Raw genomic sequence first — 24,340 nt, forward strand, 5'->3', positions numbered from 1 at the left:
GGGGGCGCTCCGCCGCAGGGGAAGCGGCGGGAACCGGTTGGCTGGACAGGCGGATCAGGCATAGCGCTTGGCGCCGGCGACGCAGATCACCACGCCGGCTGCGACGGCCCACACCGTCAGGCCGACCTGTTCGTGCAGCAGCAGCGCGGCGAGAGCCAGAGACATGAAAGGCTGTAGCAATTGCAGCTGGCCGACGGCGGCGATGCCGCCTTGGGCAAGGCCGCGATACCAGAACACGAAGCCGATCAGCATGGAGAACAGCGAGACATAGACGAGGGCCGAAAGGGCCGGCCAGCCGATGGCGCCGAGATCGGCGGGCAGCCACCAGATCGCCAGCGGCAGCATCACCGGCAGCGACAGGATGAGGGCATAGGAGATCACCTGCCAGCCGCCGAGATCGCGCGACAGCCGGGCGCCTTCGGCGTAGCCGAGGCCGCACACCAGGATGGAGGCCACCATCAGCCCGTCGCCCCAGGCATTGCCGGCGGCACCCTGGCTCAGGGCATAGGCGGCCACCATGGCGGCCCCGGCGATCGAGAACACCCAGAAGCCAAGGCGCGGACGCTCGCCGCCCCTGAGCACTCCGAAAATGGCGGTCGCGAGCGGCAGGAGCCCGATGAAGACGGTGGCGCGCGAGGAGGTGATGCTCTGCAGGGCAAGCGCCGTCAGCAGGGGGAAGCCGACCACGCAACCGATGGCAACCAGGCCCAGGGAGCCCAGCTGCGAAGCGCGCGGCCATCTCTGCCTGAGGATGACCAGGAGGACGATGCCGAGCAGGCCGGCGATGGCGGCGCGCGCCGTGGTCAGGAAGAGCGGCGTCAGGTCATGCACCGCGACGCGGGTGGCCGGCAGCGATCCGGAGAAGATCGCCACACCCAGGAAACCGTTGAGCCAGCCTGCCGACTTGTCGTCCATTCTTGTATCTTTCGTATCTCGTTTCGTCAGCCGGCAATGCCGCGGACATAGAATTTCGTGTCGACCGCCATGACTGGGAAGCTGGCGGGCAGATCGGGCCGGGCGATCTCGGCAAAGCCGTTCTTCTCGTAGAATCGGTGGGCGGCCAGGAATTTGGCCGTGGTTCCCAAGAAAATTTCCTCGACGCCGCGTTCGCGGGCTTCGGCCAAGAGATGGCCGAGCAGGCGCGAAGCCACGCCGTAAGGCCGGCCGCGATAAGGGGCGGCCACGAACATCTTGCGCAAAGCGGCCTGCGCTTTCGCGGTGCGGCCGGGGGCAATATCCTTCAGTCCGATCGTACCGACGATGGCGCCGTCATGTTCCGCTACCCAGAATCCACCCCGGCCGCTCTGATAGAAATCACCGATCGCGTTCAGGTCCGGCTGGTCGCCTGCCGTGATCTCGATGCCGAATTCCTCGCGCTGAATGGGGAGGATGACGTCGAGCACGCCATCCCGGTCGGCCGGTACGAATTGTCTGATCCTGATGGCAGTCGTCATGGGGAAACCTTCGAATAATCGAGCTTGTTGTCCCAGAATTGCGCTGGCATCGACAGGGACAGACCGGTACAATCTATCTGAACTGTACTGGCTCATGGAGAGGTACGGATGCTGGATCAAGTTGGCGGTTCCACGCTGATCGAGGCGACGATGGCGGAGATCCGCCGCCTGATCGCGACGGCGCCCGGTGCGCGCCTGCCCTCCATCCGCCGGCTGGCCGAACGGCAGGGCGTATCGAAATCGACCGTCGTGGAGGCCTATGAACGGCTGGTCGCGCAGGGCGCCGTGACGGCGCGGCCCGGCTCGGGCTTCTTTGCGGCCGGCCGTATCCGTCCCTTCGCCTTGGCGGAGAGCGGTCCGAGCCTTGATCGCGCCATCGATCCGCTCTGGATCTATCGGCAGTCGCTGACCCAGCAGACGAGTGCGCTGCACCCCGGCTGCGGCTGGCTGCCCGATTCCTGGCTGCCCGAGGACATGGTCCGGCGCGGGCTTCGCGCGGTGGCGCGCGACGAGACCACCAATATCTCGACCTACAGCGTACCCCAGGGGCTGCGGTCCCTGCGCGAGCACCTGGCCCGCCGCTTCACGGAGCGGGGCCTGGAAGTGGAGCCGGCCGCTATTCTGCTGACCGATTCAGGCTCGCGCGCCATCGACCTGGTCTGCCGCTTCCTGATCCAGCCGGGCGACGTCGTGCTGGTGGACGATCCCTGCTATTTCAACTTCCAGTCCCTGCTGCAGGCGCAGCGGGCCCGCATTATCGGCGTGCCCTATACGCGCCAGGGGCCGGACCTCGAGCGTTTCGCCAACCTGTGCGCCGAGCATCGTCCCAAGCTCTATCTGACCAATGCCGTCCTCCATAACCCCACCGGGGCGACGGTGAGCGTGGGCACCGCCCATCGCCTCTTAAAACTGGCCGAGCAGCATGATTTCATCTTGGTCGAGGACAACATCTTCGCCGATTTCGAAGCACGACCCTCGCCGAGCCTGGCGGCGCTCGATGGTTTCGAGCGTGTCATTCATCTCGGCAGTTTTTCCAAGACGCTGACGGCGGCCTTGCGCTGCGGCTATATCGTGGCGCGCGCCGACTGGATCGAAGGACTGACGGATCTGGCGCTCGCCACCGGCATCGGCTGCAGCGATGTCGCGGCCCAGACCACGCTGCGCCTGCTCACCGATGGCAGCTATCGGCGCCATCTCGACGGCCTGCGCCCGCGCCTGGCCAGAGCGATGGCCGCGACGACGGAAAAGCTGGAGGCCTGTGGCCTGCGCCTGTGGCTGGAGCCGCAGGCCGGCATGTTCCTGTGGGCGGAGCTTCCGGAGGGACTGGATTCGGCGGCGATCGCCCGCAAGGCCCTGGAGCGGGACGTGGTGATGGCGCCGGGCAACGTCTTCAGCGTCTCGCGCAACGCCGCCCGCTTCCTGCGCTTCAATGTGGCGCAATCGGCCGACAAGCGCATTTTCGATGTTCTCGCCGAGGTGATGGAGAAGACGGCGACATCCCGCGAGGGTATGTGACTTGCGGTCAGTGCCCGCGCTTGCGCGCCATCAGGCCCGCAGCGACATAGGCGAGCGCTCCCAGGGCCGTAATCCAGAAGCTGGTCGGCCAATCGGTATAGAAGGCCAGGATCAGGCCGATCCAGGCGATGGCCACCGCCAGGACGATGGAGATGATCAGCCCCTGATGGACGCGGTGGCTGATCCGCAATGCCGCCGCCGCGGGGGCGACCATCAGCGCGAAGACCAGGAGCACGCCGACGATCTGCATCGCCTCGGCCGTGGCCAGGGCGACGACCACCATGAAGAGGGCGGAAATCAGGGATGTCGACACGCCCTTGGCCTCGGCGAGTTCCGGCTGCAGGCTGGCGAACAGGAGGGGCCGCCCGATGACCGCAAGACCGATCAGGCAGAGGAGGCCGAGGCCCGCCAGCACGAAGACCGTGCCGAGGCTGACGCCGAGCACATTGCCGAACAGGAGATTGGTCACCGCCCCGGCATAGGCCTTGTAGAAATAGAGAAAGAGCAGGCCGATGCCGAGCGAGAGGGTGAGCACGATGCCGATGGCGACGTCGCGATGGGCGCGCTCGCCCAGCAGGCCGATGCCGACGCCGGCCAGAACGGTGAAGATGGTGAAGCCTACAAAGGGCGAGAGGCCGAGCAGCGCGGCGCCGGTCGCGCCGGGAAAGCCGACATGCGCCAGGGCATGGCCGGCGAAGGTCTCGCCGCGCAGCACCAGGAAATAGCCCACGGCCCCGGCGACGATCCCCACGATCGTGCAGGCCATGAAGGCGTTGCGCATGAACTCATACTCGAACATTGCGGGACTTTCCTGGACAATCCTGGGAGCGCGGACGTCCTCGTCCGCCTCTTCCTATCCGCGCGAACCGCGTTTCCAAGAGCGGACGAGGACGTCCGCGCTCCCAGGCCTTACGCATCATGCACATGGCTTTCCAGCTCGCCTTCCTCGGCCATCACGAAGATGCGGCCATTGACGCGGGCGACATGAATGGGCGTGCGGTAGAGATCGGACAGGACATGGCGGTTGACGACCTCGTCGACAGTGCCGATCGCGGCGCGGCCATGGCCGAGATAGAGCACCTGGTCGACGGCGTTGAGCAGCGGGTTGATCTCGTGGGCGCAGAACAGCACGGCGATGCCGCGTTCCGAGGCGACCTCCTTGATCAGTTCGACGATGCCGCGCTGATGGGCCGGGTCGAGGCTGGCGAGCGGCTCGTCCATCAAGAGGAGCCTGGGGTTGCCGATCAAAGCCTGTGCGATCAGCAGGCGCTGGCGCTCGCCGCCTGAAAGCTGGGAAATCGGCCGGTGGGCAAGATCGGCAGCGCCGACGCGCTCGATCGCGGCCCAGGCCGCTTCCTTGTCGGCCGCGGACGCGAAGGGCCAGCCCCAGCGCGTGCCTTCGATGGCGCCGAGCACGAGTTCGTAGCCGCTGAGGCCTGATAGCGCTGCGCTACGCCGCATCTGCGGCATGTAGCCGATCTTGGGGTTGCCGCGCCGCGGCGCTTCGCCGAGCACGCTGATCCGCCCGGCCTGCGGCGTAACTAGGCCGAGCACGGCGCGCATCAGTGTGGTCTTGCCGGCGCCGTTGGGACCGAGCAGGCCGACAAAGCGACCTTCGGCAATGGAAAAGGAGACGCTGGACAGGATCCGGCGCCTCCCGAGGGTCAGGCTGACTTTCTCGAAACCGACAGCACTCACTGCGTCAAACCGGATAAGGCCAGATCCACCTGGCCGAGCTGTCCGTCGAACCAGGCCTGGATCGCGGTGCCGGCCGGCATGGTTTCGGTGACGCCTACCACCGCGACCTTGTGATCCCTGGCGATCTGCAGGAGCCGCTTCGTGGTCTCGTCGGTGACCTGATTGTTGTAGAACAGGATCTTGGCCGAGCCGTCCTTGAGACTGTTCTCGAAGGCGGCGACCTGGCTGGGGCTCGGCTCGCTGTCATTCATGATCGCGGTCTGGAAATCCTGGTTGAGCATCTTGAGGCCGAGGGCATCCGCCATATAGCCGAAAACCGGCTCCGTGGCAGTCACCTTGACGTCCTTGTACTTGGTCTTGATCGCATCGACCTGTTTCGTCAACTCGGAGAAAGACGCTTCGAACTTGGCGAGATTGGCCTTGTAGTCGGCGGCATGGGCAGTATCGCGCTTTTCGAGCTCGGCGGCCAGCGCCGTGGCCACGGCCGGAAACGTCTTCAAATCATACCACAGATGGGGATTGTCGCCCGCTTTGTGCCCGGTGAGCTCGGCGGCGACGATCGCCTTGCGATCGGGCTGGGCGGAAGCGGAAAGCAGCTTGTCCATCCACGGATCATAGTCGGCGCCATTATAGACCACGATCGCGGCGGTCGAGAGCGCGCGCGCCGTGGACGGGCTCGATTCGAACAGATGCGGGTCATCCTCTGGATTGGAAAGAATGGAGGTGACCTCGACATGCTCGCCCCCGATCTGGCTGGCGAGGTCGCCATAGAAATTCTCCGCGGCGATCACCTTGATCTTGTCGGCGGCGCTGGCGGAATGAGGCATGACCGCTGTAGCTGCCAGAAGGAGGGCGGCAAATATCGTCGAACGCATCATGGGCTCCGTGGCATTGAAGAGGCGAGCGCTTCGCTCGCCTTCGGTCTGAAATGTTATAATATAACAATCGTTGATTAGAGGGCGGCGCAGGCGATGTCAATCGCGTCGCGGCAGGATTCGCGAGGAGAGGGCCTTCCGGGTGCACGGGCATCCTGCCCGTTCTTTCTGCCCAACCAATGACTGTTTCCAAGAACGGGCAGGATGCCCCCGTGCACCCGGAACGCGCCACTCGGAGCAGGCGTTAACCTTGTCATGACGCGTCCATCGGTTGCGCTTACCTGTAACCGCCGATACACCTCGAATGAGCCACAAAGCCGATACAGACAGCACCGAGACCTGTCGCCGAGCTCCCGAGGTTTTCATGCGTTCCCCCACACTTCTCGTCCTGATGGCCACCACCATGCTCACCGGTACCGCTGAAGCCGCCGAACTCGTCCTCAAGCGTGCCGTGCTCGGCACCGGGGGCGTCGGCTATTTCGAATATACTGCCGAGGTCACGGGCAAGGAGACGCTCACCCTGCGCGCCCGGCTCGACCAGGTCGACGACATCCTCAAGAGCGTGCTGATTCTCGACCCGGCCGGTACCGGCTCCGCCACGCTGCCGGGCAAGGCCGGTGCGGACGAGACCTTTGCCTCCCTGCCATTCGCGAAATCCGATCTCGACAGCATGCCTGCCCTGATCGCGGCGCTGAAGGGGGCCGAGATCAGGCTCTCCGGCCCGCGCAAGCTCGAAGGACGGATCGCCAGCGTGCAGACGGAGACGGTGACGAGCAAGGACGGCGGCACCATGACGCGGACCCGCGTCTCCGTCTTCTCCGGCGCCGCGATCGAGCAGTTCATCCTGGAAGAGGCCGAAGGGCTGGAATTCAAGGACGCCAGGCTCGGCGAGCAGGTAGAGACGGCGCTCAAGGCCCTGCGCACGGCGCAGGACCGTTCCGGCCGCGACATTTCCATCCAGCTTGCCGAGGGCGGCAAGCGCACCGTGCGCATCGGCTATGTGGCGGAAGCGCCGGTCTGGAAGGCGGCCTACCGCCTGACCTTGCCCAAGGCCGACGAGGACAAGGCGCGCCTGCAGGGCTGGGTCGTCCTGGAAAACATGACGGGCAATCCCTGGAAGGACGTCGAGGTGACCTTGTCCTCGGCCTCGCCGGTGACCTTCCGCCAGGCGCTCTACGATCCCTATTACGTCCAGCGCCAGACCATTGCGCCGCCGGTAAGCCGCACGGCCTTGCCGCGCACCGATGCCGGGCAACAGGGCGTGGCCGGTGCCGCTGCTGGCGAGGCCAGGGCCGAGCCCATGTACGATTTGGCGGCGCCGGCCCCAGCGGCCGCCCCTGCCCCGATCGCGCCGTCGGCGCGGCTCCGCAAGAACCAAGTTTTTTATGACGCGAGAGCCGGAGCGCAGAATTTCGGTATGGCCGAGCCGCAGGAGGCCGGCAGTGCCGCCGAGGAGAACGCCGCCGGCGCCAGCTTCACCCTGTCGAAGCTGGTTAGCGTCGGCTCGGGCGAGAGCCTCACCATTCCCTTCGTCGATCTCAAAATGCCCTCGCAGGCCGTGGCCTGGTATCAGGGCGGCAGTCGCAATCCCTGGCAGGCGCTGACCTTGAAGAATGACGGCGCCACCTCGCTGCCGGCAGGCTCGGCCACCATCTATGAAGGCACCGAGGCTGGACCGCTCTTCTCGGGCGAAGCCCAGTTCCCGCTGCTGCCGACAGGCGATTTCCGCCTGATCGGTTTCGGCGCCGACCAGAAGGTGCTGGTTGACTCAGAATCGAGCTCGGCCAAGGCGATTACCAAGATCAAGGTGGTCGACGGTACGCTCCAGGTCGAAAGCCGTCTGCGCCAGACCACGACCTATCGGGTCAAGAACGGCGCCGGCGAGCTGCGCCATATGGTGGTCGAGCAGCCGCGCGTTGCCGACTGGACTTTGGTGGAACCCAAGGCCGAGGAGGCGACAATCGCCGGGCAGGTCTATCGTATCCGCTTCGATGTCGAGGCGGGCAAGTCCAAGCAATACAAGGTCACGCTGGAGCGGCCCGTGGTCGAGGCGATGGCCGTCGCCGATGTCACCGGCGAACGCATCCAGGCATTGATGGCCGCCCCCGATCTCGATGCCGAGACCAAGGCCCGGCTTGCCACGGTTGCCGAGGCGGCCAAGGCGAGCGACGAGGCGCAGGCAGCGACGAGCCGCCTCGAGGAACAGCGCGACGGCATCACCCAGGATCAGGAACGTATCCGCGAGAATCTGAAGTCGGCGCCGCAGGGTTCCGATCTCGCCCGGCTCTATTCCCAGAAGATGCTGGAGCAGGAAAAGGCGCTCGACAAGCTCGATGGGGCGATCAAGGAGGCGCGCGCCAAATATGAGGCGGCCCGTAAGATCCTCGGCGATCGCGTGAGAGCGCTGTAGCGGCAGGAGACAAGATCGGTCCCGCACCGGGGCCGGTATGCCGCTTTTTTAACAGCCGCCGAAGGGTTGCAATGCTGGCTCAATGCAGCCCGGCACAATGGTCGTGCCTGCGGCGAAGATTGAGTCGCGTTCCGCCTCTCAACGTGGTGGCGGCAGGTCCGACGGTGCAGGCGCGATCGAGGCTGCATCCGTTTCGGCGGATGCATGGAGCGGGTCTCGGCCGCGCTTCTCCATGCGGTCTCGATTGCGAGCGGACGATGGCATGACCATGCGCGACGTATTGCCCTTCTTGCGGGCCTTGAATTCAGATCCTCTCAGCGTGGGCGCCATCGCGCCCTCGGGTCCGGCCCTCGCCGAGTTGATCACCCGTGAGATCACGCCGTCCTCGGGACCCGTCGTCGAGTTGGGGCCGGGAACGGGTGTCTTCACCCGGGCCCTGCTGGCACGTGGCATACGGGAGGACGAGCTCACGCTGCTGGAGCGTGGCACCGAATTCGTCGAATTGTTGCGTGGGCGCTTTCCCCTGGCGCGCGTGCTTCACGAGGATGCCGCCGGCCTGGGGGCACTCGGCCTCTTCGACGGGCCGATGGCAGGGGCGGTGATCAGCGGACTGCCGCTCCTCAATCTGCCCCGGGACAAGGTTCGGGCCATATTGGCCGGCGCCTTCGAGACCCTCCGTCCGGGCGGTGCCTTTTATCAATTTACTTATGGCGCGCGCTGTCCCGTGCCGGGACCGATGCTCGAGGAGCTCGGCTTGCGAGCGGTCCGGATCGGCCGGGCCTTCGCCAACATACCACCGGCGACGGTATATCGGATCGGCCGGCGTGGCGCCTCCGTGCCGCGCTGATCCCCAGGCCGGCCATCGTCAGGCGGGCCATCGTCAGGCGGGCCTGGCGTCCAGGCCGGCCTTGCCTCAGCGGCCCACCAGCTTCTTGACCTGGCGGACGCAGCCGATCGTGGCCGCCTTCGAGCGGTCGACGATGGCTGACTGGCCGGGCGACCGGGGTTTCAGGCCCATGCGGCGCAGATAATAGTTGGCCCGGTAGACGTCCTTGTACTTCCAGTTCGGAAATTCGAGATTGAGCGACAGGCTGATCGAAATATTGTCGTGGTTCTGCAGCCAATGCGCGCCATGCGTCGGAATATGCACTGCGTCGCCGGGCTCAAGCGTGATCTTGCGGGCCTTCCGCTCGGCTTCCGGCTTGAAGGTACCCGCCGTGGTCGTCACCGCGTAATAGCGCTCGAGTTCATCCTCGGTGGTGATGCTGCGATCCATCGGATCGCAGACCCAGATATCCTTGGTGCCGTGAATCTGGGTGAGGACGTTGACCTCGGCATCGAAGTGATAGGGCGTCTTGCGGCGGGGTGAGGTGATGAAGATCAGCATTTCGGTATTGCTGAGCTGCTTGGAGCCTTCGGGGCCGGCAATCTGGCGAATGAAGTCGTCGAACTCGTCCAGCAGCTTCTTGTAGCGCGGATCGATTTCGATGTGCTTCAAAACCATCCAGGCACCGGCCGTCTCGATGCGGTCGATGACTTGGCGCACCGTCATGTCCGGTTTGGGGACGGAGCCCCATTTGTCGGTGATCGAGAGATCCCCGGCATCCCAATAGAGGTCGCCCGGGCGCTTGGCCGCTTCCTCCGCCACGCTCGCCAGCGCATCGATCGAAAACAGGGGGTGGCTGGCCAGAGGGTGCTGCATCGAGAAAGCGGCCTTGTGAAGCAGGCGGCGACATTCCTCGAACGGTTCCACCGTCGACCATTGATCCGAATGCTGAACAATAGATGGCTTCGTCAGCATGCCATGTTTCCTCTGGATTGAGCAGGACGTATCAGTAGTTGAGTTATGATTTATTGATTTATCGCAGATTTTTACTTTATGGGCGAGGCGAGTGGAGGAGTCTTTCGGGGGCGTACAAATCAATCTTTAGTAGAAGGGACGACGTTCCCTCGCTCGCTCGTAAGCCGTATCACTTAAGGGAAGTCGACGGGTCGCTGATGGCAAGAAGAACGCTACGGCCAGGCGCTCGTGCCCGACGTGAGCGGGATCGTGCAAGGCGATCGGAGTGCGCAAAGGCACGGTCCGGACAGCAAAAGTCGTGCCTTCTGCCGCCGGGCGAACTATACAAGCGGACTATAAAGGCGCAGCCGGCGACGCCTGACTGTTCTTGCCGGTTTCGAGGGTATCATGCGGCGTGCGGCACGCTTCTTCACCGGTCTGGTTCTATCGCTGGCGCTCGGCCTGTGCGCAGCCGAAGCTGCCCTGGCGCGCAATCTCGCGCTGGTCATCGGCAATGATTCCTATGCCAATGTCACCTCTCTCCAGAAGGCGGTCTCCGACGCCCGCGCCATTGCCGACCAGCTCGAAAAGCTCGGCTATGTGGTGAGGCGGGTCGAGAATGCCGATCAGCGCGGCATGAGCCGGGCCCTGGTGGCTTTCAACGCCGATATCCAGCCTGGTGACCGGGCGCTGTTCTACTATGCCGGCCATGGCTTCGAGATCGGCGGTACCAACTACCTGCTGCCCACCGACGTGCCTTCGGTCCAGACCAATCAGCAGGACCTCATCCGCGATGCATCCTTTTCGGTGGAGCGCGTCATCGACGGGATCCGGGACAAGGGAGCCGGCGTTGCCGTGCTGGTGCTGGATGCCTGCCGCAACAATCCCTTCGCCAATGACAGGTCGCGCTCGGTGGCGGCGACCCGCGGCCTGGCCCGCGTCGACGCGCCCGAGGGCGTTTTCGTCCTGATGTCGGCGGGCGCGAAGCAGGAAGCGCTCGACCGGCTCTCCGATCAGGACGGCAATCCCAATTCCGTGTTCACCCGCAGCTTCCTCGGCGAATTGTCGAAGCCCGGCCAGACCCTGGTCGAGATCGCCAAGAAAACGCAGGTCGACGTGCGTGCCTTGGCCGCGAGTGTCGGTCACGACCAGACGCCGGCCTATTACGACCAAGTCATCGGCGACGTCGTGCTGTCGGATGCGGTGGACACCACCCCTCAGGCGAGGCAGCAGGTCGCCTTGGCGAGCCCGCCGGGCAATACCGGTCCGAACATCCGCACCGAGATCAACACCGTCGGACGGACCGAGGCCGGCAAGGGTGTCTCGATCGGGCCCGGCGTGAAGCTCGGGCCGGGGGTCACGATCGGTGGCAAGGACTCCCGTATCGCCCTTCAGAATCCGGCCAATCCGCCCACGATGGATCCGGCCAAGGCCTTGAATCTCCAGCAGGGCGGTGCGGCGACCGGCCAGCAGCTCGCTCTGGTCCGGCCGGATACCAAGCCCGGCCAGCTTACGCAGCCCATCGGCCGTGCTCCGATCGCCAGCTTCTCGCGCTCCAATGCCGGCTGGACGGTGACATTGTCCCTGCCCGAACCGGCGACGGCCCTGTCGTACCGGGTCGGCGAGGCCGGCGAGTTCAAGGAAACCGGCCTGCTCGACGTCCTCGACCAGCGCACCGGCGGGCGCATGCCCAATCCGTCCTTCTCGATGTCGCCCCGCGCCCAGGCGGGCATCATCCAGGTACGCTATCGCAGCATCGATGGCGCCGATGTCGGCCCCTTCTCGATTCGCTTCGACCCGGACATCGCCCTTTACGAGGACCAGCGCCGCAATCTCACCTCGATCCAGGGCAGCTGGGTGGAGTTTCGCGATTTCAACGGCGTGCTGGTCTATTTCACCACGCTGGTGAGCTATCGCTGTGCCGTCACCGAGGTGCGCTATGGCCTCAACGGCGCACCGCCGTTGACCCGCTTCGACCTGCCTGTCTGCAACATGAAGGATCCCTATTCGATCCCCAACAATGCCAAGACCTATCTGAAGTTACCGGGCAGTACCAAGTCGATCAGTGTGCAGGTCACCTGGCGCGACGGCTCGCAGTCCGAGATCAACACGGTGGAGAAGGATTGAGGCCGGGAGATCGGGTGAGGCAAGGTGGCACTCTTTGCTTCGGTGCGTCTTTGTGATTTGAAGTGGTTCATTCAGATCATAAAATCCTTCTGCATCGTTCGGTTCCATGACCTCCTCCGCTCCCGTTCTTTCCGCTGGCTATTCCAACGTGCCGCCCGGCATGCTCGCCAATGTGGTCACCTGTCTCGAAATGCTGCAAAGGCCCAAGCCGAAGCCGGCAAAGCCGCTCGAACGGCCACTGACGCTGGAGCGGATCGAGAAACCCGATTTGAGCGACTACCGCGCCCTCTATCGAGCCGTCGGCGAGGACTGGCTGTGGTTTTCGCGGCTGATCATGCCGGACGCCGAACTCGCGGCGATTCTGGAGCATCCCGATGTCGAGGTCCATGTCCTCATGGCAGGCAAGCGGCGGCTTGGCCTGCTGGAGCTCGATTTTCGCCAGCAGGGGCAATGCGAGCTCGCCTTTTTCGGTCTGGTGGCGGAGGCGATCGGGCAAGGCGCCGGCCGCTTCCTGATGGACCAGGCCCTGGCCAAGGCCTGGGCCAGGCCGATCGAGCGGCTATGGGTGCATACCTGCACGTTCGACCACCCTGGCGCGCTTGCCTTCTACCGCCGCTCCGGCTTCGAGCCGTTCGCCTTCGAAGTGGAAGTCTGCGCCGATCCGCGCCTGAGCGGATGCCTGCCGCGCCAGGCCGCGGCCCACATACCGCTGGCGGACTTCAGCGCCTGAGCATTCGCTATTTCGCCGGCGTCAGGCGCAGCAGGCGCCCGTCCGAGGCGTCCTCGATCAGCCAGATTGCCCCGTCGCCATCGACGGCGACGTCGCGGATGCGGGCGCCCATCTCCCAGCGATCGGCCTGGCGCGCACCGTCCTTGCTATCGAAGGCGATGCGCACCAGGGCTTCCCCTCCGAGAGCGCCGATGAAGGCCGAGCCTCGCCATTGCGGAAACAGCTTGCCCGAATAGAAGGCCAGGCCGGCAGGGGCGATGATCGGGGTCCAGTAGATCACCGGGGCTTCGAATTCCGGGCGGGTCCGGTGACGAGGGATCGGCACACCGCTGTAATTGTCGCCGTTGGAGACGATGGGCCAGCCATAATTCGCGCCCCGGCGGATCAGATTGAGTTCGTCGCCGCCGCGCGGGCCCATCTCGTTTTCCCACAAACCGCCGTCGGGGGCGAAAGCCAGGCCATAGGGATTGCGATGGCCCAGGCTCCAGATCTCGGCCTGCACGCCGCCCTTGGCCGCCATCGGATTGTCGGCGGGCGCCGTACCGTCGAGATTGAGCCTGAGGATCTTGCCGCGGTTGGTGTCAGTGTTCTGGGCGGTCTCCGGCTCCATGCGATCGCCGGAGCTGAGGAAGAGGTGGCGCCCATCGGGGGCGAAGGCGATGATACCGCCCGGCTGGCCGCCGCCACCCTTTGGCGACGCGCGCCAGATCACGGCAACATCGCCGAGACCTGCTTTGCCGCCCGCCTCTTTCAGCCTGGCTCGTGCCAGGGCGAGTGTTCCGCCGCCGAAGCTTGGTTCGACATAGCTGAAATAGACCAGCCCGTCCCCGGCAAAACCCGGCGAGGCTGCAATGTCGAGCAGGCCGTTCTGGCCGCCGGCCTGCACGCGCGGAACGCCGCTAACTGCAGACTTGGCACCGGCCGGGGTCACCAGGAACAGCTGCCCGCCCTTTTCGGTGACCAGCATGCGCCCGTCGGGCAGGAAGGCGATTGCCCAGGGCGTGTCGAAACGCGCGACGGTGGCGGCCCTGAAAGGGTGGGTCGTCGAGGCAGGGCTGTTCGCCGCGTTCACTTCGGCGCGGGCCAGGCCGGGAGGGGCCGCTGCGCTCCCGATGATTGCGGCAGTCAGAGCGATTCGGACGGCATTTCGCATCGATGAGTCCCCCACCGGCCCGCGCAACCCACCGGCCCGGACCCGGATGCATCAATCTCAGCCGATTGCGTCCTTCCAATGGCCGGACGAGGTTGGCCGTCCGCGGCGCTGAGGACAGATGTTGCCCTTGCGCAGGATGGCCTCGGCGCAGCGCAGATTGATCCAGGTTGCGGTCAGGAAGATCACGGCGAAGATCAGGCTCTGGGGCGACAGATCGATCATGGCCATGCCGCGCCGTGCCAGCTGGATGACGAAGGTCGCCGCAACCAGGGCCGAAAAGCCGGCGCCGATCGCGCTGAAGGCGAGACGCGGCAATGGCCAGACAGTCGACGAACGCCGGCGTTCCCAAAGGAGAAGCCCGAAATTGGCCAGTGGCCCCACCAGAAACACCGCCACGATCGGGCCGAAGAGGAGCAGGATCCACTCGAAATTGCACAGGAGCTCGCGGCAGGGCAGGCTGTCGATATAGAGATAGACACCCCAGTAGAGCAAGGCGAGCGTGCCGCTCGCCAGCGCATAGGCCAGCAATCCGTTGGAGAAAGCCTTGGTCTGTGACGGCGTAGGAGAGGTCATGGTCCTGTCCTGCTGGCTTGCTCGAGATCATTTAAGTTAGTGAACGAACGCTAACTTAAATGATCTGACGGTTGGCGTCAACCGCATTCGCATCTTATCGAAGGCGATGTGGGAGGGGCGTGCGATCGGACACCGGGCATCGCGGGAGGAGAGGCCGTCATCGAGCAGGTTGCGCCCGCCGCGGCAGGGTGGGGAAGCGGCAATTCTACTCGGGTACCGTGAAAATCCCGCCATTGGCCCAGGCGCTGCGGCGGATGTCTTCTTCACGGGCCGGCTCGGCGTCGTCGCCGTCCAGCAGCGTAAGAAAGCCGTCCCCGGCTGCCAGCCTGTCCGGCGACAGATAGCCCCATTCGCATTCCTCGCAATGGCCATAGACAATGCCTGTTTTGACACTTCGATAGAGGAGGAGCCGGCCCTGGCGGCAATTGGAGCAGAGGCCGACATGAAAGTGGCCGGTCATATCTGCGGGCTCGGCCGGGTCAACTGCAGCAGGTCCCAGAGATTGCCGTACAGGTCCTCGAACACCGCCACCGTGCCATAGGCCTCTACCCGCGGCTCCTCGTGAAATTGCACGCCGCGCGCAAGATAGAGGCGATGGTCGCGCCAGAAATCGTCTGTGTTGAGGAACAGGAAGACGCGCCCGCCCGTCTGATTGCCGATTGCCGCCGCCTGGGCGGGGGAAGCGGCCTTGGCGAGAAGCAGGCGGGTTGGGCCGGTGCCGGGTGGCGCAACCAGCAGCCAGCGCTTGCCATCGCCGAGGTCGCTGTCCTCCACCACGTCGAAACCTAGCTTGCCGACATACCAGTCTTTGGCCTCGTCATAGTCGCGGACGACCAGTGTGATTGCACCCAGATGCTGCGGCATCGTTTCTCCCTGTTTCGAAGTGCCGGCCGGGGCGGTCGCAAGCCCAGCCACCCGAGCGCGACAATACGGCATCCAGATAGGGCCGCGAGAAAATTCACGCCGCCTTCGCGGTGTGGCACAAGCGGGCCTGCGTGCCACATGCCACCCCAAGCCCCAACCGGATCCCGCTTTTATGATTGTTCGCAAAAACCCGCAGGCATGGGAGCTCTTTTTCATCATGCGCGGCTCCATCGTACCGCAGATCTGGCCGCAAATGCTGGTGGTGGTACTGATCTCGGTTGCGGTGACGCTGCTGGAGACACGCGGCTTCATCCATGTGCCGCCGATCGCCGCCTTGCCCTTCTCCCTGATCGGCGTGGCGCTGTCGATCTTCTCGGCCTTTCGGAATACGGCGAGCTATGACCGCTGGTGGGAGGCGCGCAAGATCCTGGGGGCTCTGGTGATCGATGCCAGGGGATTGTCGCGTCAGGCCCTTGCCTATCTTGCCGCCGAGCCGGAGGTAGCGCGGCGGCTGGCGCTTCTTGGCATCGCCTTTTGCGATCTGGTCCGCTGCCATCTGCGAGACGAGGAGCCGGACGAGGCAGCGCTACGCCATCTCGATGCGGCCGATCGCGCTGCCGTCACCGCAAGCCGGCACGGGCCGAATCGCCTGCTGCTGCAGATGAGCCGCCTGGTCGCCGAAGCCCTCGACAAGGCACGGATCTCGGCGCAGATGGCGCAGATTCTCGAGGAAAGAATCTCGGGGCTTTCGGCCGATCTCACCGCCGCCGAGCGCATCAAGCAGACCCCATTGCCCTTTGCTTATTCGCTGCTGCTGCACCGCACGGTCTATCTGTTCTGCTTCCTGCTGCCCTTCGGGCTTGCCGACAGCATGGGCCTGTGGACGCCGGTGATCGCGGCCATCGTAACCTATACCTTCTTCGGTCTCGACGTGCTCGGCGACGAATTGGTGGCGCCCTTTGGTGCGACTCCGAACAGCTTGCCTGTCATGGCGATCTGCCGGACCATCGAGATCAATATTCTGGAGAATCTCGGCGAGACCGACCTGCCCAAGGCACCCACGCCCGTCGATTTCGTGCTGAGCTGAAGATCGGGGCCGGCCGGGCTTACGAATGCTGCGGCGGGTCCTGGCGCACGGTTTCGAGCTTGATCGCCGGCTGGGCGTCCTTGCCTTCGACTGGCTTGCCACCGACGACGGAGCCGAGCAGGCCTCCAAGGGACTGGCGCTCGGTGTAGAGCACGATGACGCAGGAAATCGCCAGCGGGATGAGCAGATAGAGCAGGCGGAACATCAGGAGAGCCGCGATGATCTCGGCCTTGGACTGAATCACCGCAGGATCGCTCGGATTGGCGCCGGCCGGCAGCATGATCAGCAGGAAGACAGCTTCGAACACGCCGACGCCACCTGGGGCGTTGGAAATCAGGCCGGCGCAGAAGGACGCCAGGAACATGCCCAGCACCACGAAGAAACCCGGGTTGAGGGCGTCGGGCAGGGCGAAATAGATGATGCCGGCGGCGCCGACGATTTCGATCGGAGCGGCGAAGAGCTGCCGGAAGGCGATGGTCGGCTTGGGATAGGCAATCTGCAGCGAACGGATGCGCAGGGGCTTGAGATGCAGGATCGCACCGGCCTGGTAGAGCAGCACGAAGGCGAGCATGGCCAGGCCCAGCATGAAGGCGGCGCTGGGCGGGAAATGGAACAGGCGCGAGAGCAGCTCCGGCTCACCCACCAGCACGATGCCGCCGAGGAACACGGCGCCATAGGCGAAGGTGAAGGCGCAGAAGGCCGTGACGACGGCGACCTCGGCTGCATTCAGCCCCATCCTGGAATAGGCCCGGTAACGCACCAGGCCGGAGGAGAGCACGGAGACGCCGATATTGTGGCCGAGCGCATAGGCCACGAAGGAGACGACCGAGACCACGGGCCAGGACAGCTTCTTGCCGACATGCATCAAGGCGATGCGGTCGTACCAGGCCAGGGCGGCATAGGCGAGCGTGGTGGAGGCGAACGCCAGCAGGATCATCAGGGGGCCGCGATCGACCACGGCCTGCCAGACCTGGCCGACTTCGACGCCCTTGAGCTCCTTGGACAGGAGATAGACCGAGAATACGACGGCGGCGAGCCCGATGACCGGCCAAACATATTCGAGCTTGTTCTTCATCATGTCCGTCTGGGTAAGGGTTCGAACCGGTTGCCGAAACATGTCGCCACACCGTGTCCAGGTAAAACCATAAACAACGGGATCGTGTCGAACACAAGACAACCGGATGATGAGCGTCGCAGAACGGTCACGCCGGAGACAGTCCTACTTTTAACGCAACTAACATGTATTTCCTTTTGAGGCGCGTTAACTCGCTGTAATTCATGCGTTGTCGGCACGGCGCTGCGAAGCTAGCATCCGATCAAATCGTTTTCCGCGCGGACTGTTCCATGCTTGCACCACCGCCTTTCATGCTGACGACCGGGCCGGTGACGGCCTATCCGGCCGTGCTCAACGCCATGGCCCGGCCTGCCGTCTATGATGGACACCCTGATTTCCAGCAGTTCTACCGGGCGGTGGTGGGCAAGCTGCAGGCCGCCTTGCGCCTTTCGAACCTGCCCCTGATCCTGCAAGGGGATGCACTGCTGGGGCTCGAAGCCGCTGCCGCCTCGCTGATCGGCCGCAAGGACGTCGTGCTCAATCTCGTCTCAGGCGTCTATGGCAAGGGCTATGCCGGCTGGGCCCGCCGTTATGCCGGTGAGGTGATCGAACTCACCGTACCGTTCGACGAAGCGATCGATCCGGAAAGAGTGCGCGAGGCGCTGGCGGCGCGCCCCGATATTTCGATCATCACTGTCTGCCATCACGATACGCCCTCGGGTACGCTCAATCCCCTGGCCGAGATCGGACGCCTTGGCCGCGCACACGGCGCCCATGTCATCGCCGATGCCGTTTCCTCCTTCGGCAGCCTGGACGTGCACCCGCAAGAGGCCGCGATCGACATCTTCGTGACCTCCGCCGCCAAATGCCTGGGGGCCACGCCGGGCCTGAGCCTCCTTGCCGTCAGCGACAGGGCCTGGGAAAGAATCAAGGCCAACCCGGATGCGCCGCGGGCCTCCTTCCTGTCGCTGCTCGACTGGGAGCTGGCGGCCGAGGCCGGGCGGGCGTTTCCGGTCACGCCTTCGCTCGCGGAGATCAGTGGCCTCGATGCGGCGCTCGACCTCTATCTCCAGGAAGGGCCCGAACGGATCTGGGCCCGCCATGCCCGCACGGCGGCAGCCGCGCGGGCGGGGCTGAAGGCGCTGGGCCTGAAGCTATGGCCGGCACGCGAGGCAATCGCCGCACCCTCGGCCACGGTTTTCCGCCTGCCGGAGGACATTACGGATATCCGCCTGCGCGATACGCTGCTGGAACGCTATGGCGTGATGCTCTCGCTCGGCCGCGGCGAGACGGCGGGCAGAGTGCTGCGCATCGGCCATATGGGGCCGGCAGCCGAACCGATGCTGGCCGTGACGGCGGTGGCGGCGTTGGGCGGAGCGCTCAACCAGCTCGGTCGGCAGGTCGATGCGGGCACCGGGGTCAATGCCGCGCTTGCCATTCTCAGCCAAGCGTCATCCAATCACGCTGATTCGAAAGGCTCCTCCCGGGAGGTTGCACATGCCGATCCTGCCAATTCTGTCGACCCTGCTTGATCGCCGCTCGTTCCTGCTCGCCAGTGCCGGGACGGCCTTGGTGCTCGGGCTGCCGCACCGCGTCCGGGCCAGCGAGGTTCCGGCCGGCCGCCTGACCGTTGCCGCCGATTCCGAGCCGACCAATCTCAATCCCGCCATCGTTGCCTCGAACGGCGTGTTCTTCGTCGCCAGCAAGGTGATCGAGCCTTTGGCCGAGGCCGATTACAACGGCCCGGACGGATTGGTGCCGAAGCTTGCCTTGTCCTGGGAAGGAGCGGCAGACGGCAAGGCCGTCACCTTCAAGCTGCGTCCCGACGTGAAATGGCATGACGGCAAGCCGTTCACCTCGGCCGATGTCGCCTTCTCGGCCCTGGAAGTGTGGAAGAAGCTGCAGAATCTCGGCCGCGTCGTGTTCAAGGACCTCGAAAGCGTCGATACGCCCGATCCCCTGACGGCGATATTGCGTTTCTCGGCGCCGACACCGTTCCAGCTCATCCGCAACTGCCTGCCGGCCCTGACCTCGGTGCTGCCAAAGCACGTATTTGCCGGCACCGACATCATGAAGAACCCGGCGAATGAGAAGCTCATCGGTACCGGGCCGTTCAAATTCGTCGAGCACAAGCCGGGCGAATATTATCTGCTCAAGCGCAACGAAAACTATTGGAGCCAGGGTCAGCCGCATTTCAACGAGATCCTGTTCAAGGTGCTGTCCGATCGCCAGTCAGCCGGTGCGGCGCTCGAGGCGGGCGAGATCCAGCTTGCCGCTTTCTCGGCCGTGCCGCTGGCCGATCTCGACCGCATCTCGAAGGTGCCGGGCCTCAAGGTCTATTCCACGGGCTATGAGGCACTCACCTATCAGATGATCATCGAGATCAACCATACCCGCAAGGAACTGGCGGATCTGCGCGTGCGCCAGGCCATTGCCCATGCCATCGACAAGGGCTTCGTGGTGCAGGCGATCTTTCGCGGCTATGCGACGGCAGCCACCGGTCCCGTGCCGCAGACCGACAAGACCTTCTACAATCCGGATGTCGAGCGTTACGAATTCGACCCGGCCAAGGCCGAGACCCTGCTCGACGAAGCCGGCTACAAGAAGGGCGCGGATGGCATCCGCTTCCATATTAAGCTGTTGCCGGCGCCCTTCTTCAACGAAACCGTGCAGTTCGGCGCCTATCTCCGGCAAGCCTTGGCCAAGATCGGCATCGATGCGGAGATCGTCTCCAACGACTCGCCGGCGCATCTGAAGGCCGTCTACACCGATCATGCTTTCGACCTGGCCGTGGGCACGCCGGTCTACCGGTCCGATCCGGCGATTTCCACCACCATCCTGTTCCAGAGCGGCATACCGGCGGGCGTGCCGTTCTCGAACCAGTATGGCTACGCCAACCCCAAGACCGATGCGCTGATCGCGGCGGCCGCGATCGAGATCGATCCCGAAAAACGGGCCGAGCTCTACAAGCAGTTCCAGAAGCTGGTGGTGGACGACCTCGCGCTCATCAACGTGGCCGAGTTCTCCTTCATCACTGTGGCCAGCGAGAATTTGCAGAACGTCTCCAACAATCCGCGTTGGGCGGTGTCGTCCTGGGCGGATACCGCCCTGCCGGAGATGGCGCCGTGATATCGTTTCCGGGTGTGCGGACGTCTCGTCCGCTCTTGGAAGCGCCACGTTCCCGGGAGACCAAGAGGCGGACGAGACGTCCGCGCATCCTGGAATAATCGCCCGTGATCCCGCGCTTCCTCCGGCGCATGGGCGGGGCCCTGGTGGTTCTGCTCCTGGTCGTCATCGGCGCCTTCTTCATGCTCGAATCGGCGTCGGGCGATGCCGTCGATGCCTATGTCGCCGGTATCGGCGGGGCGGATGCAGCGCGGATCGCCGAGCTGAGAAGCGAGTGGGGGCTGGATCAGGGGCCTGCCTTTCGGCTCAAGGCCTATCTATCGGCCTTGGCTCACGGCGATTTCGGCTGGTCGACCGCCTTTCAGCGGCCCGTACTCACCATTTTGCTGGAGCGCCTGCCGGTGACCCTGATCACCATGGGCTCGGCGCTGGCGCTGGCATTCCTGCTCGGCATCGCGCTCGGCTTCCTGGCGGGCTGGCGACCGAATGGCTGGCTTGACCGCGTTTTGTCGCTGGGCTCGCTTGCCCTCTACGCCATGCCCGGCTTCTGGCTCAGCCTGGTGCTGATCATGGTCTTTTCCGTCATGCTGCGCTGGTTGCCGGCCAGCGGCTTCGAGACGATGGCGTCCGGCAAGACAGGCCTGGAACGGGCAAGAGACATCGCCTGGCATCTGGTGCTGCCGGTCGGCGCGCTCGGACTGCTCTATATGACCCTGTTCCTGCGCCTGTTGCGTGACGGCATGGAGGAGGTCTGGCATGCCGATTTCGTCCGGGCTGCGCGCGCCCGCGGCGTGACGGGCTGGCGCCTAGCGCTGAACCATGTCGCCCGCAATGCACTGGCACCGGTGATCACCATGCTCGGCCTGCAGTCGGCTTCCCTGCTGGGTGGCAGCGTGGTGGTGGAGAGCGTGTTTGCCATACCCGGATTCGGCCGCCTGGCCGCCGAGGCGGTCGCCCGCCGCGATACGCCGCTGCTGCTCGGCGTGGTGCTGTTCAGCGCCGTCGTCGTCATCGTCATGAATCTGCTGGCCGACCTGGTGCAGGCTTGGCTCGATCCGCGCATCGGTGCCAGCGAGCGTTTGGCATGACCATGCTGGCGGCCATGTTGCGCAGCGGGGAGGGCCGTGTCGGCCTGGTGTTGCTCGCTCTGTTTGCCGTGCTTGCGCTTACGGCGCCATTCGTCTTTCCGGGCGATCCGCTAGCCATTAGCGCGCCACCGCTGCTCGCGCCTTTCACCGATTCTGCCCATCCCCTGGGAGCCGACCGGCTGGGGCGCGACATCGCTGCCGAGCTGGCCTGGGGCAGCCGCACCACGCTTCTCGTGGCCGTCGCTTCGGCGCTGGCTTCCCTGTTGCTCGGCTGCCTGGTCGGCACGCTGGCAGGCTTCCTGGGTGGCTGGACCGACGACGTGCTGATGCGCCTCTCCGATGCGTTCCAGACCGTGCCGGCCTTTCTCCTCGCCATGGCGCTGATCAGCGTGACCGGACCGAGCCTGCCGGCCATCGTGCTGGCCATCGCCGCCGGTGCCTGGCCGCAACCCGCCCGCATCGCGCGTGCCGAAATTCGCTCCTTGCGCGAACGCGATTTCGTCGCTTCGGCCCGGGTTGCCGGCATGCATCCGCTCGTCATCGGCTTTCGGGAGATCCTCCCCAATGCCCTGCCGCCGGTGATTTCGCTCGCCGCGATCATTGCCGCGGCGGCCGTATTGATCGAGGCCGCGCTGTCGTTCCTCGGCTTCGGCGATCCCAACAGGCCGAGCTGGGGCAGCATGGTGGCCGAGGGGCGCGCGCTGCTGCGCAGCGCACCCTCCCTGTCACTGGTGCCGGGACTCGCGCTCGTTGCAATGGTGCTGGCGATCCATCTCACCGGGCGGGGCTATGCCAGGGCGCTGCGCGTGAAGGAGCCGGCGGCATGAAGCTTTTCTCCTTGCGCGGCTTCGGCGTCTCCTATCGCGATCGTGCCGGCATGCATCCGGCCTTGCAGGGCGTCGACCTCGATATCGAGGCTGGCCGGCATCTGGCTCTGCTGGGGGAAAGCGGATCGGGCAAATCGACCCTGGCCGCAGCCCTGGCGGGATTGCTGCCGGCCAATGCGGCGAGTGCCGGCAGGTTGACCCGGCCGGGCTTTGCGTCGCAGCCTCGGCCTGGGCGCGATATCGGCATGGTCTTCCAGGATCCGGGCGGCAGCCTCGACCCGCTGATCCCTGTGGGCGACCAGATCGCCGAGGCGCGCCGGGCCTGCCGGGGTGGGAGCCGCGCGGACGCGCTGGCCCTGGCGCAGGATTGGCTCGGCCGCATGGCCTTGCCCGACCCGCATGCCGCGTCGCGCAAATATCCGCACCAGTTTTCCGGCGGCCAGAAGCAGCGCATCGCCCTCGCCGCAGCACTGGTCAGCGAGCCCAGCGTACTGATCGCGGACGAGCCGACCAGCGCCCTCGATTCGATTACCCAGCACGCCATCGTCGAATTGCTTCGGGCGCTGACGGCGGGAAGCGGGCTCACCTTGATCTTCGTCACCCACGACATCGCCTTGGCCTCGCAATTGGCAGACGATGTCGCGGTGCTCTACCAGGGGCGCCTGGTCGAGGCTGGCCCGGCGGAGCGCCTGTTCCGGACACCGTCCCATCCCTATCTCAAGGCCTTGCTGGCGACACGCCAGGAACTGAAGGATCAGGAACTGAAGGGTCTGGACTTCGGGAATCAGGCGCTCGGACATCCCCGCTCGCGCCGCTTTGCCGAGATCGATCCCAGGGATTTTTCCGTCAAGGTTCCCGCCGTAGGGGAGGGGGCCGGTCATGGCTGATGCCCTGCTTGAAATCGAGGCGCTGTGCGGCAGCGTGCGGGGGCCGGCGGGGCGGCATGCCATCCTGGATGGTATAGACCTTGCCATCGCACCGGGCGAGATCGTCGGTCTGGCGGGGGGATCCGGGGCGGGCAAGACCAGTCTTGCCCGTGCGATTCTGCGGCTCCATCCGGTCGATGCCGGTTCCATCCGTTTCGAAGGGCGCGAGATCACCCATCTTGCCGGCAAGGCTCTGCGCCGTATCCGGCCGCGGCTGCAGATGGTGTTCCAGGATCCCTTGGCGGCCTTCAATCCGCGTGCCCGGGTCGAGCGCGTCATCGGCGATCCCCTGCGGATCTGGCATTCTCTGTCTCGGATACAGGAGAGGCAACGGATCCTCGCATTGATGGAGCGCGTCGGCCTGCCGGAGCAGCTGCTCGGCCGTTTCCCCCATGAGCTCTCCGGCGGCCAGCGCCAGCGTGTCGCCATCGCCCGGGCCCTGGCGACGGATCCGGCCCTGATCATCCTGGATGAACCGGTTTCGGCGCTCGACGTGGCCGTCAGGGCGCAGATCCTCAACCTCCTGCTCGACATCCGTGAGAAGGCCGGCACGGCGCTTTTGTTCATCGCCCATGATCTGGCCGTGATGGCGGCCTTGTGCGACCGGCTCTGCGTGATGGATGCCGGGCGTATCGTCGAGTCCGGCCCTCCCGACCGGCTTGTTGCAGTGCCGCAAAGCGAAATGACGCGTTTGCTGGTCGCCGCGGCACCGAAAATGAGATTCTGAAAATTCTTTCGCGAGTCTCAGGGCGATTTCGACTCGGATTCGGCGCAAGCAGGTCGGTCTCGACTGGAATTTATCCACAGGGCGCAGGAAATCTTTGATGCGCCGCAACATGGTAAATTATTCCTGATGGGGCCTGAAAACGGCCCAAAACGGGCATTTTTGATGAGTTTCGATCTGGATGGAGGGGAGCCGTTCCCGTGGGCCCGGCATGGTCCCATGACGATTTTGCAAAAATCCGCAAAAGGGGGCGTTGACAGTGCGGGCGGGGGTCCCCTATACAGCGGCCATCGACGGACGGCGTTGCCGCGGATTGAGCGGCGGCGCTG

Annotated in this window: 23 protein-coding genes; 12 read left to right on the forward strand and 11 right to left on the reverse strand. The window is 65.0% G+C overall.

Annotation, left to right across the window (positions count from 1 at the left end):
• Positions 1-54: 54 nt before the first annotated feature.
• Positions 55-915 (reverse strand): DMT family transporter, encoded by an 861-nt coding sequence (locus tag U1R88_RS28670; RefSeq protein ID WP_322434335.1) that lies wholly within the window; start codon positions 913-915, stop codon positions 55-57.
• Between the two features lie 26 nt (positions 916-941).
• The gene (locus tag U1R88_RS28675) at positions 942-1,454 is read right to left on the reverse strand and encodes a GNAT family N-acetyltransferase (RefSeq protein ID WP_322434336.1); all 513 of its coding nucleotides are present in this window, start codon (positions 1,452-1,454) and stop codon (positions 942-944) included.
• 108 nt (positions 1,455-1,562) lie between these two features.
• On the opposite strand from U1R88_RS28675, the gene U1R88_RS28680 reads away from it, so the two are divergent.
• Positions 1,563-2,969 carry an aminotransferase-like domain-containing protein gene (locus U1R88_RS28680; protein WP_425545493.1) on the forward strand — a complete coding sequence of 469 codons (1,407 nt, stop codon included), beginning with the start codon at positions 1,563-1,565 and terminating at the stop codon, positions 2,967-2,969.
• Between the two features lie 7 nt (positions 2,970-2,976).
• On the opposite strand, the gene U1R88_RS28685 is transcribed toward U1R88_RS28680, so the two are convergent.
• From U1R88_RS28685 to U1R88_RS28695, 3 genes are all read right to left on the reverse strand, one after another.
• Positions 2,977-3,768, reverse strand: coding sequence for a metal ABC transporter permease (locus U1R88_RS28685; protein WP_322434337.1), 792 nt, complete (start codon positions 3,766-3,768; stop codon positions 2,977-2,979).
• A 110-nt stretch (positions 3,769-3,878) separates the two neighbouring features.
• On the reverse strand, positions 3,879-4,667 hold the full coding sequence (locus U1R88_RS28690) for a metal ABC transporter ATP-binding protein (protein WP_322434338.1): 789 nt from the start codon (positions 4,665-4,667) through the stop codon (positions 3,879-3,881).
• Positions 4,664-5,494 (reverse strand): metal ABC transporter solute-binding protein, Zn/Mn family, encoded by an 831-nt coding sequence (locus U1R88_RS28695; RefSeq protein ID WP_322434340.1) that lies wholly within the window; start codon positions 5,492-5,494, stop codon positions 4,664-4,666. The genes U1R88_RS28690 and U1R88_RS28695 overlap by 4 nt, the downstream gene beginning before the upstream one ends.
• A gap of 412 nt (positions 5,495-5,906) precedes the next feature.
• Between U1R88_RS28695 and U1R88_RS28700 the strand changes: the two genes are divergently transcribed.
• Both U1R88_RS28700 and U1R88_RS28705 read left to right on the forward strand, forming a co-directional pair.
• Positions 5,907-7,952 carry a DUF4139 domain-containing protein gene (locus U1R88_RS28700; protein ID WP_322434342.1) on the forward strand — a complete coding sequence of 682 codons (2,046 nt, stop codon included), beginning with the start codon at positions 5,907-5,909 and terminating at the stop codon, positions 7,950-7,952.
• A 262-nt stretch (positions 7,953-8,214) separates the two neighbouring features.
• Positions 8,215-8,799, forward strand: a complete 585-nt coding sequence (locus tag U1R88_RS28705) for a class I SAM-dependent methyltransferase (protein ID WP_322434343.1) — start codon at positions 8,215-8,217, stop codon at positions 8,797-8,799.
• 66 nt (positions 8,800-8,865) lie between these two features.
• Here U1R88_RS28705 and U1R88_RS28710 read toward each other — a convergent pair whose 3' ends face one another.
• The gene (locus tag U1R88_RS28710) at positions 8,866-9,753 is read right to left on the reverse strand and encodes a cupin-like domain-containing protein (protein WP_068297985.1); all 888 of its coding nucleotides are present in this window, start codon (positions 9,751-9,753) and stop codon (positions 8,866-8,868) included.
• Positions 9,754-10,140: 387 nt separating this feature from the next.
• On the opposite strand from U1R88_RS28710, the gene U1R88_RS28715 reads away from it, so the two are divergent.
• Together U1R88_RS28715 and U1R88_RS28720 are read left to right on the forward strand one after the other, a co-directional pair.
• Positions 10,141-11,859 carry a caspase family protein gene (locus U1R88_RS28715; protein WP_322434344.1) on the forward strand — a complete coding sequence of 573 codons (1,719 nt, stop codon included), beginning with the start codon at positions 10,141-10,143 and terminating at the stop codon, positions 11,857-11,859.
• 106 nt (positions 11,860-11,965) lie between these two features.
• Complete coding sequence (locus U1R88_RS28720) at positions 11,966-12,589, forward strand: GNAT family N-acetyltransferase (protein ID WP_322434345.1); 624 nt, start codon at positions 11,966-11,968, stop codon at positions 12,587-12,589.
• 7 nt (positions 12,590-12,596) lie between these two features.
• Here U1R88_RS28720 and U1R88_RS28725 read toward each other — a convergent pair whose 3' ends face one another.
• The 4 genes from U1R88_RS28725 to U1R88_RS28740 form a co-directional block, all read right to left on the reverse strand.
• Positions 12,597-13,742 (reverse strand): PQQ-dependent sugar dehydrogenase, encoded by a 1,146-nt coding sequence (locus tag U1R88_RS28725; RefSeq protein ID WP_322434346.1) that lies wholly within the window; start codon positions 13,740-13,742, stop codon positions 12,597-12,599.
• Positions 13,743-13,799: 57 nt separating this feature from the next.
• Complete coding sequence (locus tag U1R88_RS28730) at positions 13,800-14,315, reverse strand: hypothetical protein (RefSeq protein WP_322434347.1); 516 nt, start codon at positions 14,313-14,315, stop codon at positions 13,800-13,802.
• A 205-nt stretch (positions 14,316-14,520) separates the two neighbouring features.
• Positions 14,521-14,775, reverse strand: coding sequence for a hypothetical protein (locus U1R88_RS28735; RefSeq protein WP_322434348.1), 255 nt, complete (start codon positions 14,773-14,775; stop codon positions 14,521-14,523).
• A complete protein-coding gene (locus tag U1R88_RS28740; RefSeq protein WP_322434349.1) occupies positions 14,772-15,179 on the reverse strand; it encodes a VOC family protein in 408 nt (135 codons plus the stop codon). The genes U1R88_RS28735 and U1R88_RS28740 overlap by 4 nt, the downstream gene beginning before the upstream one ends.
• 172 nt (positions 15,180-15,351) lie before the next feature.
• Between U1R88_RS28740 and U1R88_RS28745 the strand changes: the two genes are divergently transcribed.
• On the forward strand, positions 15,352-16,266 hold the full coding sequence (locus U1R88_RS28745; RefSeq protein WP_322434350.1) for a bestrophin family protein: 915 nt from the start codon (positions 15,352-15,354) through the stop codon (positions 16,264-16,266).
• A 19-nt stretch (positions 16,267-16,285) separates the two neighbouring features.
• On the opposite strand, the gene U1R88_RS28750 is transcribed toward U1R88_RS28745, so the two are convergent.
• Positions 16,286-17,344 carry a putative bifunctional lysylphosphatidylglycerol flippase/synthetase gene (locus tag U1R88_RS28750; protein WP_322434351.1) on the reverse strand — a complete coding sequence of 353 codons (1,059 nt, stop codon included), beginning with the start codon at positions 17,342-17,344 and terminating at the stop codon, positions 16,286-16,288.
• 266 nt (positions 17,345-17,610) lie between these two features.
• Here U1R88_RS28750 and ppaT point away from each other — a divergent pair, with 266 nt between their 5' ends.
• From ppaT to U1R88_RS28780, 6 genes are all read left to right on the forward strand, one after another.
• Entirely contained in the window at positions 17,611-18,852 is a 1,242-nt protein-coding gene (gene ppaT / locus U1R88_RS28755) for a pyridoxamine--pyruvate transaminase (protein WP_322434352.1), read from the forward strand.
• The gene (locus U1R88_RS28760; protein ID WP_425545494.1) at positions 18,833-20,449 is read left to right on the forward strand and encodes an ABC transporter substrate-binding protein; all 1,617 of its coding nucleotides are present in this window, start codon (positions 18,833-18,835) and stop codon (positions 20,447-20,449) included. The genes ppaT and U1R88_RS28760 overlap by 20 nt, the downstream gene beginning before the upstream one ends.
• Positions 20,450-20,577: 128 nt before the next feature.
• Positions 20,578-21,534, forward strand: a complete 957-nt coding sequence (locus tag U1R88_RS28765) for an ABC transporter permease (RefSeq protein ID WP_322434360.1) — start codon at positions 20,578-20,580, stop codon at positions 21,532-21,534.
• On the forward strand, positions 21,531-22,361 hold the full coding sequence (locus tag U1R88_RS28770; RefSeq protein ID WP_322434354.1) for an ABC transporter permease: 831 nt from the start codon (positions 21,531-21,533) through the stop codon (positions 22,359-22,361). Before U1R88_RS28765 ends, U1R88_RS28770 begins: the two co-directional genes overlap by 4 nt.
• The gene (locus U1R88_RS28775) at positions 22,358-23,248 is read left to right on the forward strand and encodes an ABC transporter ATP-binding protein (RefSeq protein WP_322434356.1); all 891 of its coding nucleotides are present in this window, start codon (positions 22,358-22,360) and stop codon (positions 23,246-23,248) included. Before U1R88_RS28770 ends, U1R88_RS28775 begins: the two co-directional genes overlap by 4 nt.
• Positions 23,241-24,014, forward strand: a complete 774-nt coding sequence (locus U1R88_RS28780; protein ID WP_322434357.1) for an ABC transporter ATP-binding protein — start codon at positions 23,241-23,243, stop codon at positions 24,012-24,014. Before U1R88_RS28775 ends, U1R88_RS28780 begins: the two co-directional genes overlap by 8 nt.
• Positions 24,015-24,340 lie beyond the last annotated feature (326 nt).

Source organism: Labrys sedimenti, assembly GCF_034424805.1.
Lineage (GTDB): Bacteria > Pseudomonadota > Alphaproteobacteria > Rhizobiales > Labraceae > Labrys > Labrys sedimenti.

Bases quoted from the DNA above. Each gene is read 5' to 3' on its own strand.
- U1R88_RS28670 (WP_322434335.1), bottom strand. From the start codon at position 915: ATGGACGACAAGTCGGCAGGCTGGCTCAACGGTTTCCTGGGTGTGGCG.
- U1R88_RS28705 (WP_322434343.1), top strand. From the start codon at position 8,215: ATGACCATGCGCGACGTATTGCCCTTCTTGCGGGCCTTGAATTCAGAT.
- U1R88_RS28765 (WP_322434360.1), top strand. From the start codon at position 20,578: ATGGGCGGGGCCCTGGTGGTTCTGCTCCTGGTCGTCATCGGCGCCTTC.
- U1R88_RS28770 (WP_322434354.1), top strand. From the start codon at position 21,531: ATGACCATGCTGGCGGCCATGTTGCGCAGCGGGGAGGGCCGTGTCGGC.
- U1R88_RS28775 (WP_322434356.1), top strand. From the start codon at position 22,358: ATGAAGCTTTTCTCCTTGCGCGGCTTCGGCGTCTCCTATCGCGATCGT.
- U1R88_RS28710 (WP_068297985.1), bottom strand. From the start codon at position 9,753: ATGCTGACGAAGCCATCTATTGTTCAGCATTCGGATCAATGGTCGACG.
- U1R88_RS28725 (WP_322434346.1), bottom strand. From the start codon at position 13,742: ATGCGAAATGCCGTCCGAATCGCTCTGACTGCCGCAATCATCGGGAGC.
- U1R88_RS28685 (WP_322434337.1), bottom strand. From the start codon at position 3,768: ATGTTCGAGTATGAGTTCATGCGCAACGCCTTCATGGCCTGCACGATC.
- U1R88_RS28680 (WP_425545493.1), top strand. From the start codon at position 1,563: ATGCTGGATCAAGTTGGCGGTTCCACGCTGATCGAGGCGACGATGGCG.
- ppaT (WP_322434352.1), top strand. From the start codon at position 17,611: ATGCTTGCACCACCGCCTTTCATGCTGACGACCGGGCCGGTGACGGCC.
- U1R88_RS28715 (WP_322434344.1), top strand. From the start codon at position 10,141: ATGCGGCGTGCGGCACGCTTCTTCACCGGTCTGGTTCTATCGCTGGCG.
- U1R88_RS28735 (WP_322434348.1), bottom strand. From the start codon at position 14,775: ATGACCGGCCACTTTCATGTCGGCCTCTGCTCCAATTGCCGCCAGGGC.
- U1R88_RS28780 (WP_322434357.1), top strand. From the start codon at position 23,241: ATGGCTGATGCCCTGCTTGAAATCGAGGCGCTGTGCGGCAGCGTGCGG.
- U1R88_RS28730 (WP_322434347.1), bottom strand. From the start codon at position 14,315: ATGACCTCTCCTACGCCGTCACAGACCAAGGCTTTCTCCAACGGATTG.
- U1R88_RS28750 (WP_322434351.1), bottom strand. From the start codon at position 17,344: ATGATGAAGAACAAGCTCGAATATGTTTGGCCGGTCATCGGGCTCGCC.
- U1R88_RS28740 (WP_322434349.1), bottom strand. From the start codon at position 15,179: ATGCCGCAGCATCTGGGTGCAATCACACTGGTCGTCCGCGACTATGAC.
- U1R88_RS28675 (WP_322434336.1), bottom strand. From the start codon at position 1,454: ATGACGACTGCCATCAGGATCAGACAATTCGTACCGGCCGACCGGGAT.
- U1R88_RS28745 (WP_322434350.1), top strand. From the start codon at position 15,352: ATGATTGTTCGCAAAAACCCGCAGGCATGGGAGCTCTTTTTCATCATG.
- U1R88_RS28700 (WP_322434342.1), top strand. From the start codon at position 5,907: ATGCGTTCCCCCACACTTCTCGTCCTGATGGCCACCACCATGCTCACC.
- U1R88_RS28720 (WP_322434345.1), top strand. From the start codon at position 11,966: ATGACCTCCTCCGCTCCCGTTCTTTCCGCTGGCTATTCCAACGTGCCG.
- U1R88_RS28695 (WP_322434340.1), bottom strand. From the start codon at position 5,494: ATGCCTCATTCCGCCAGCGCCGCCGACAAGATCAAGGTGATCGCCGCG.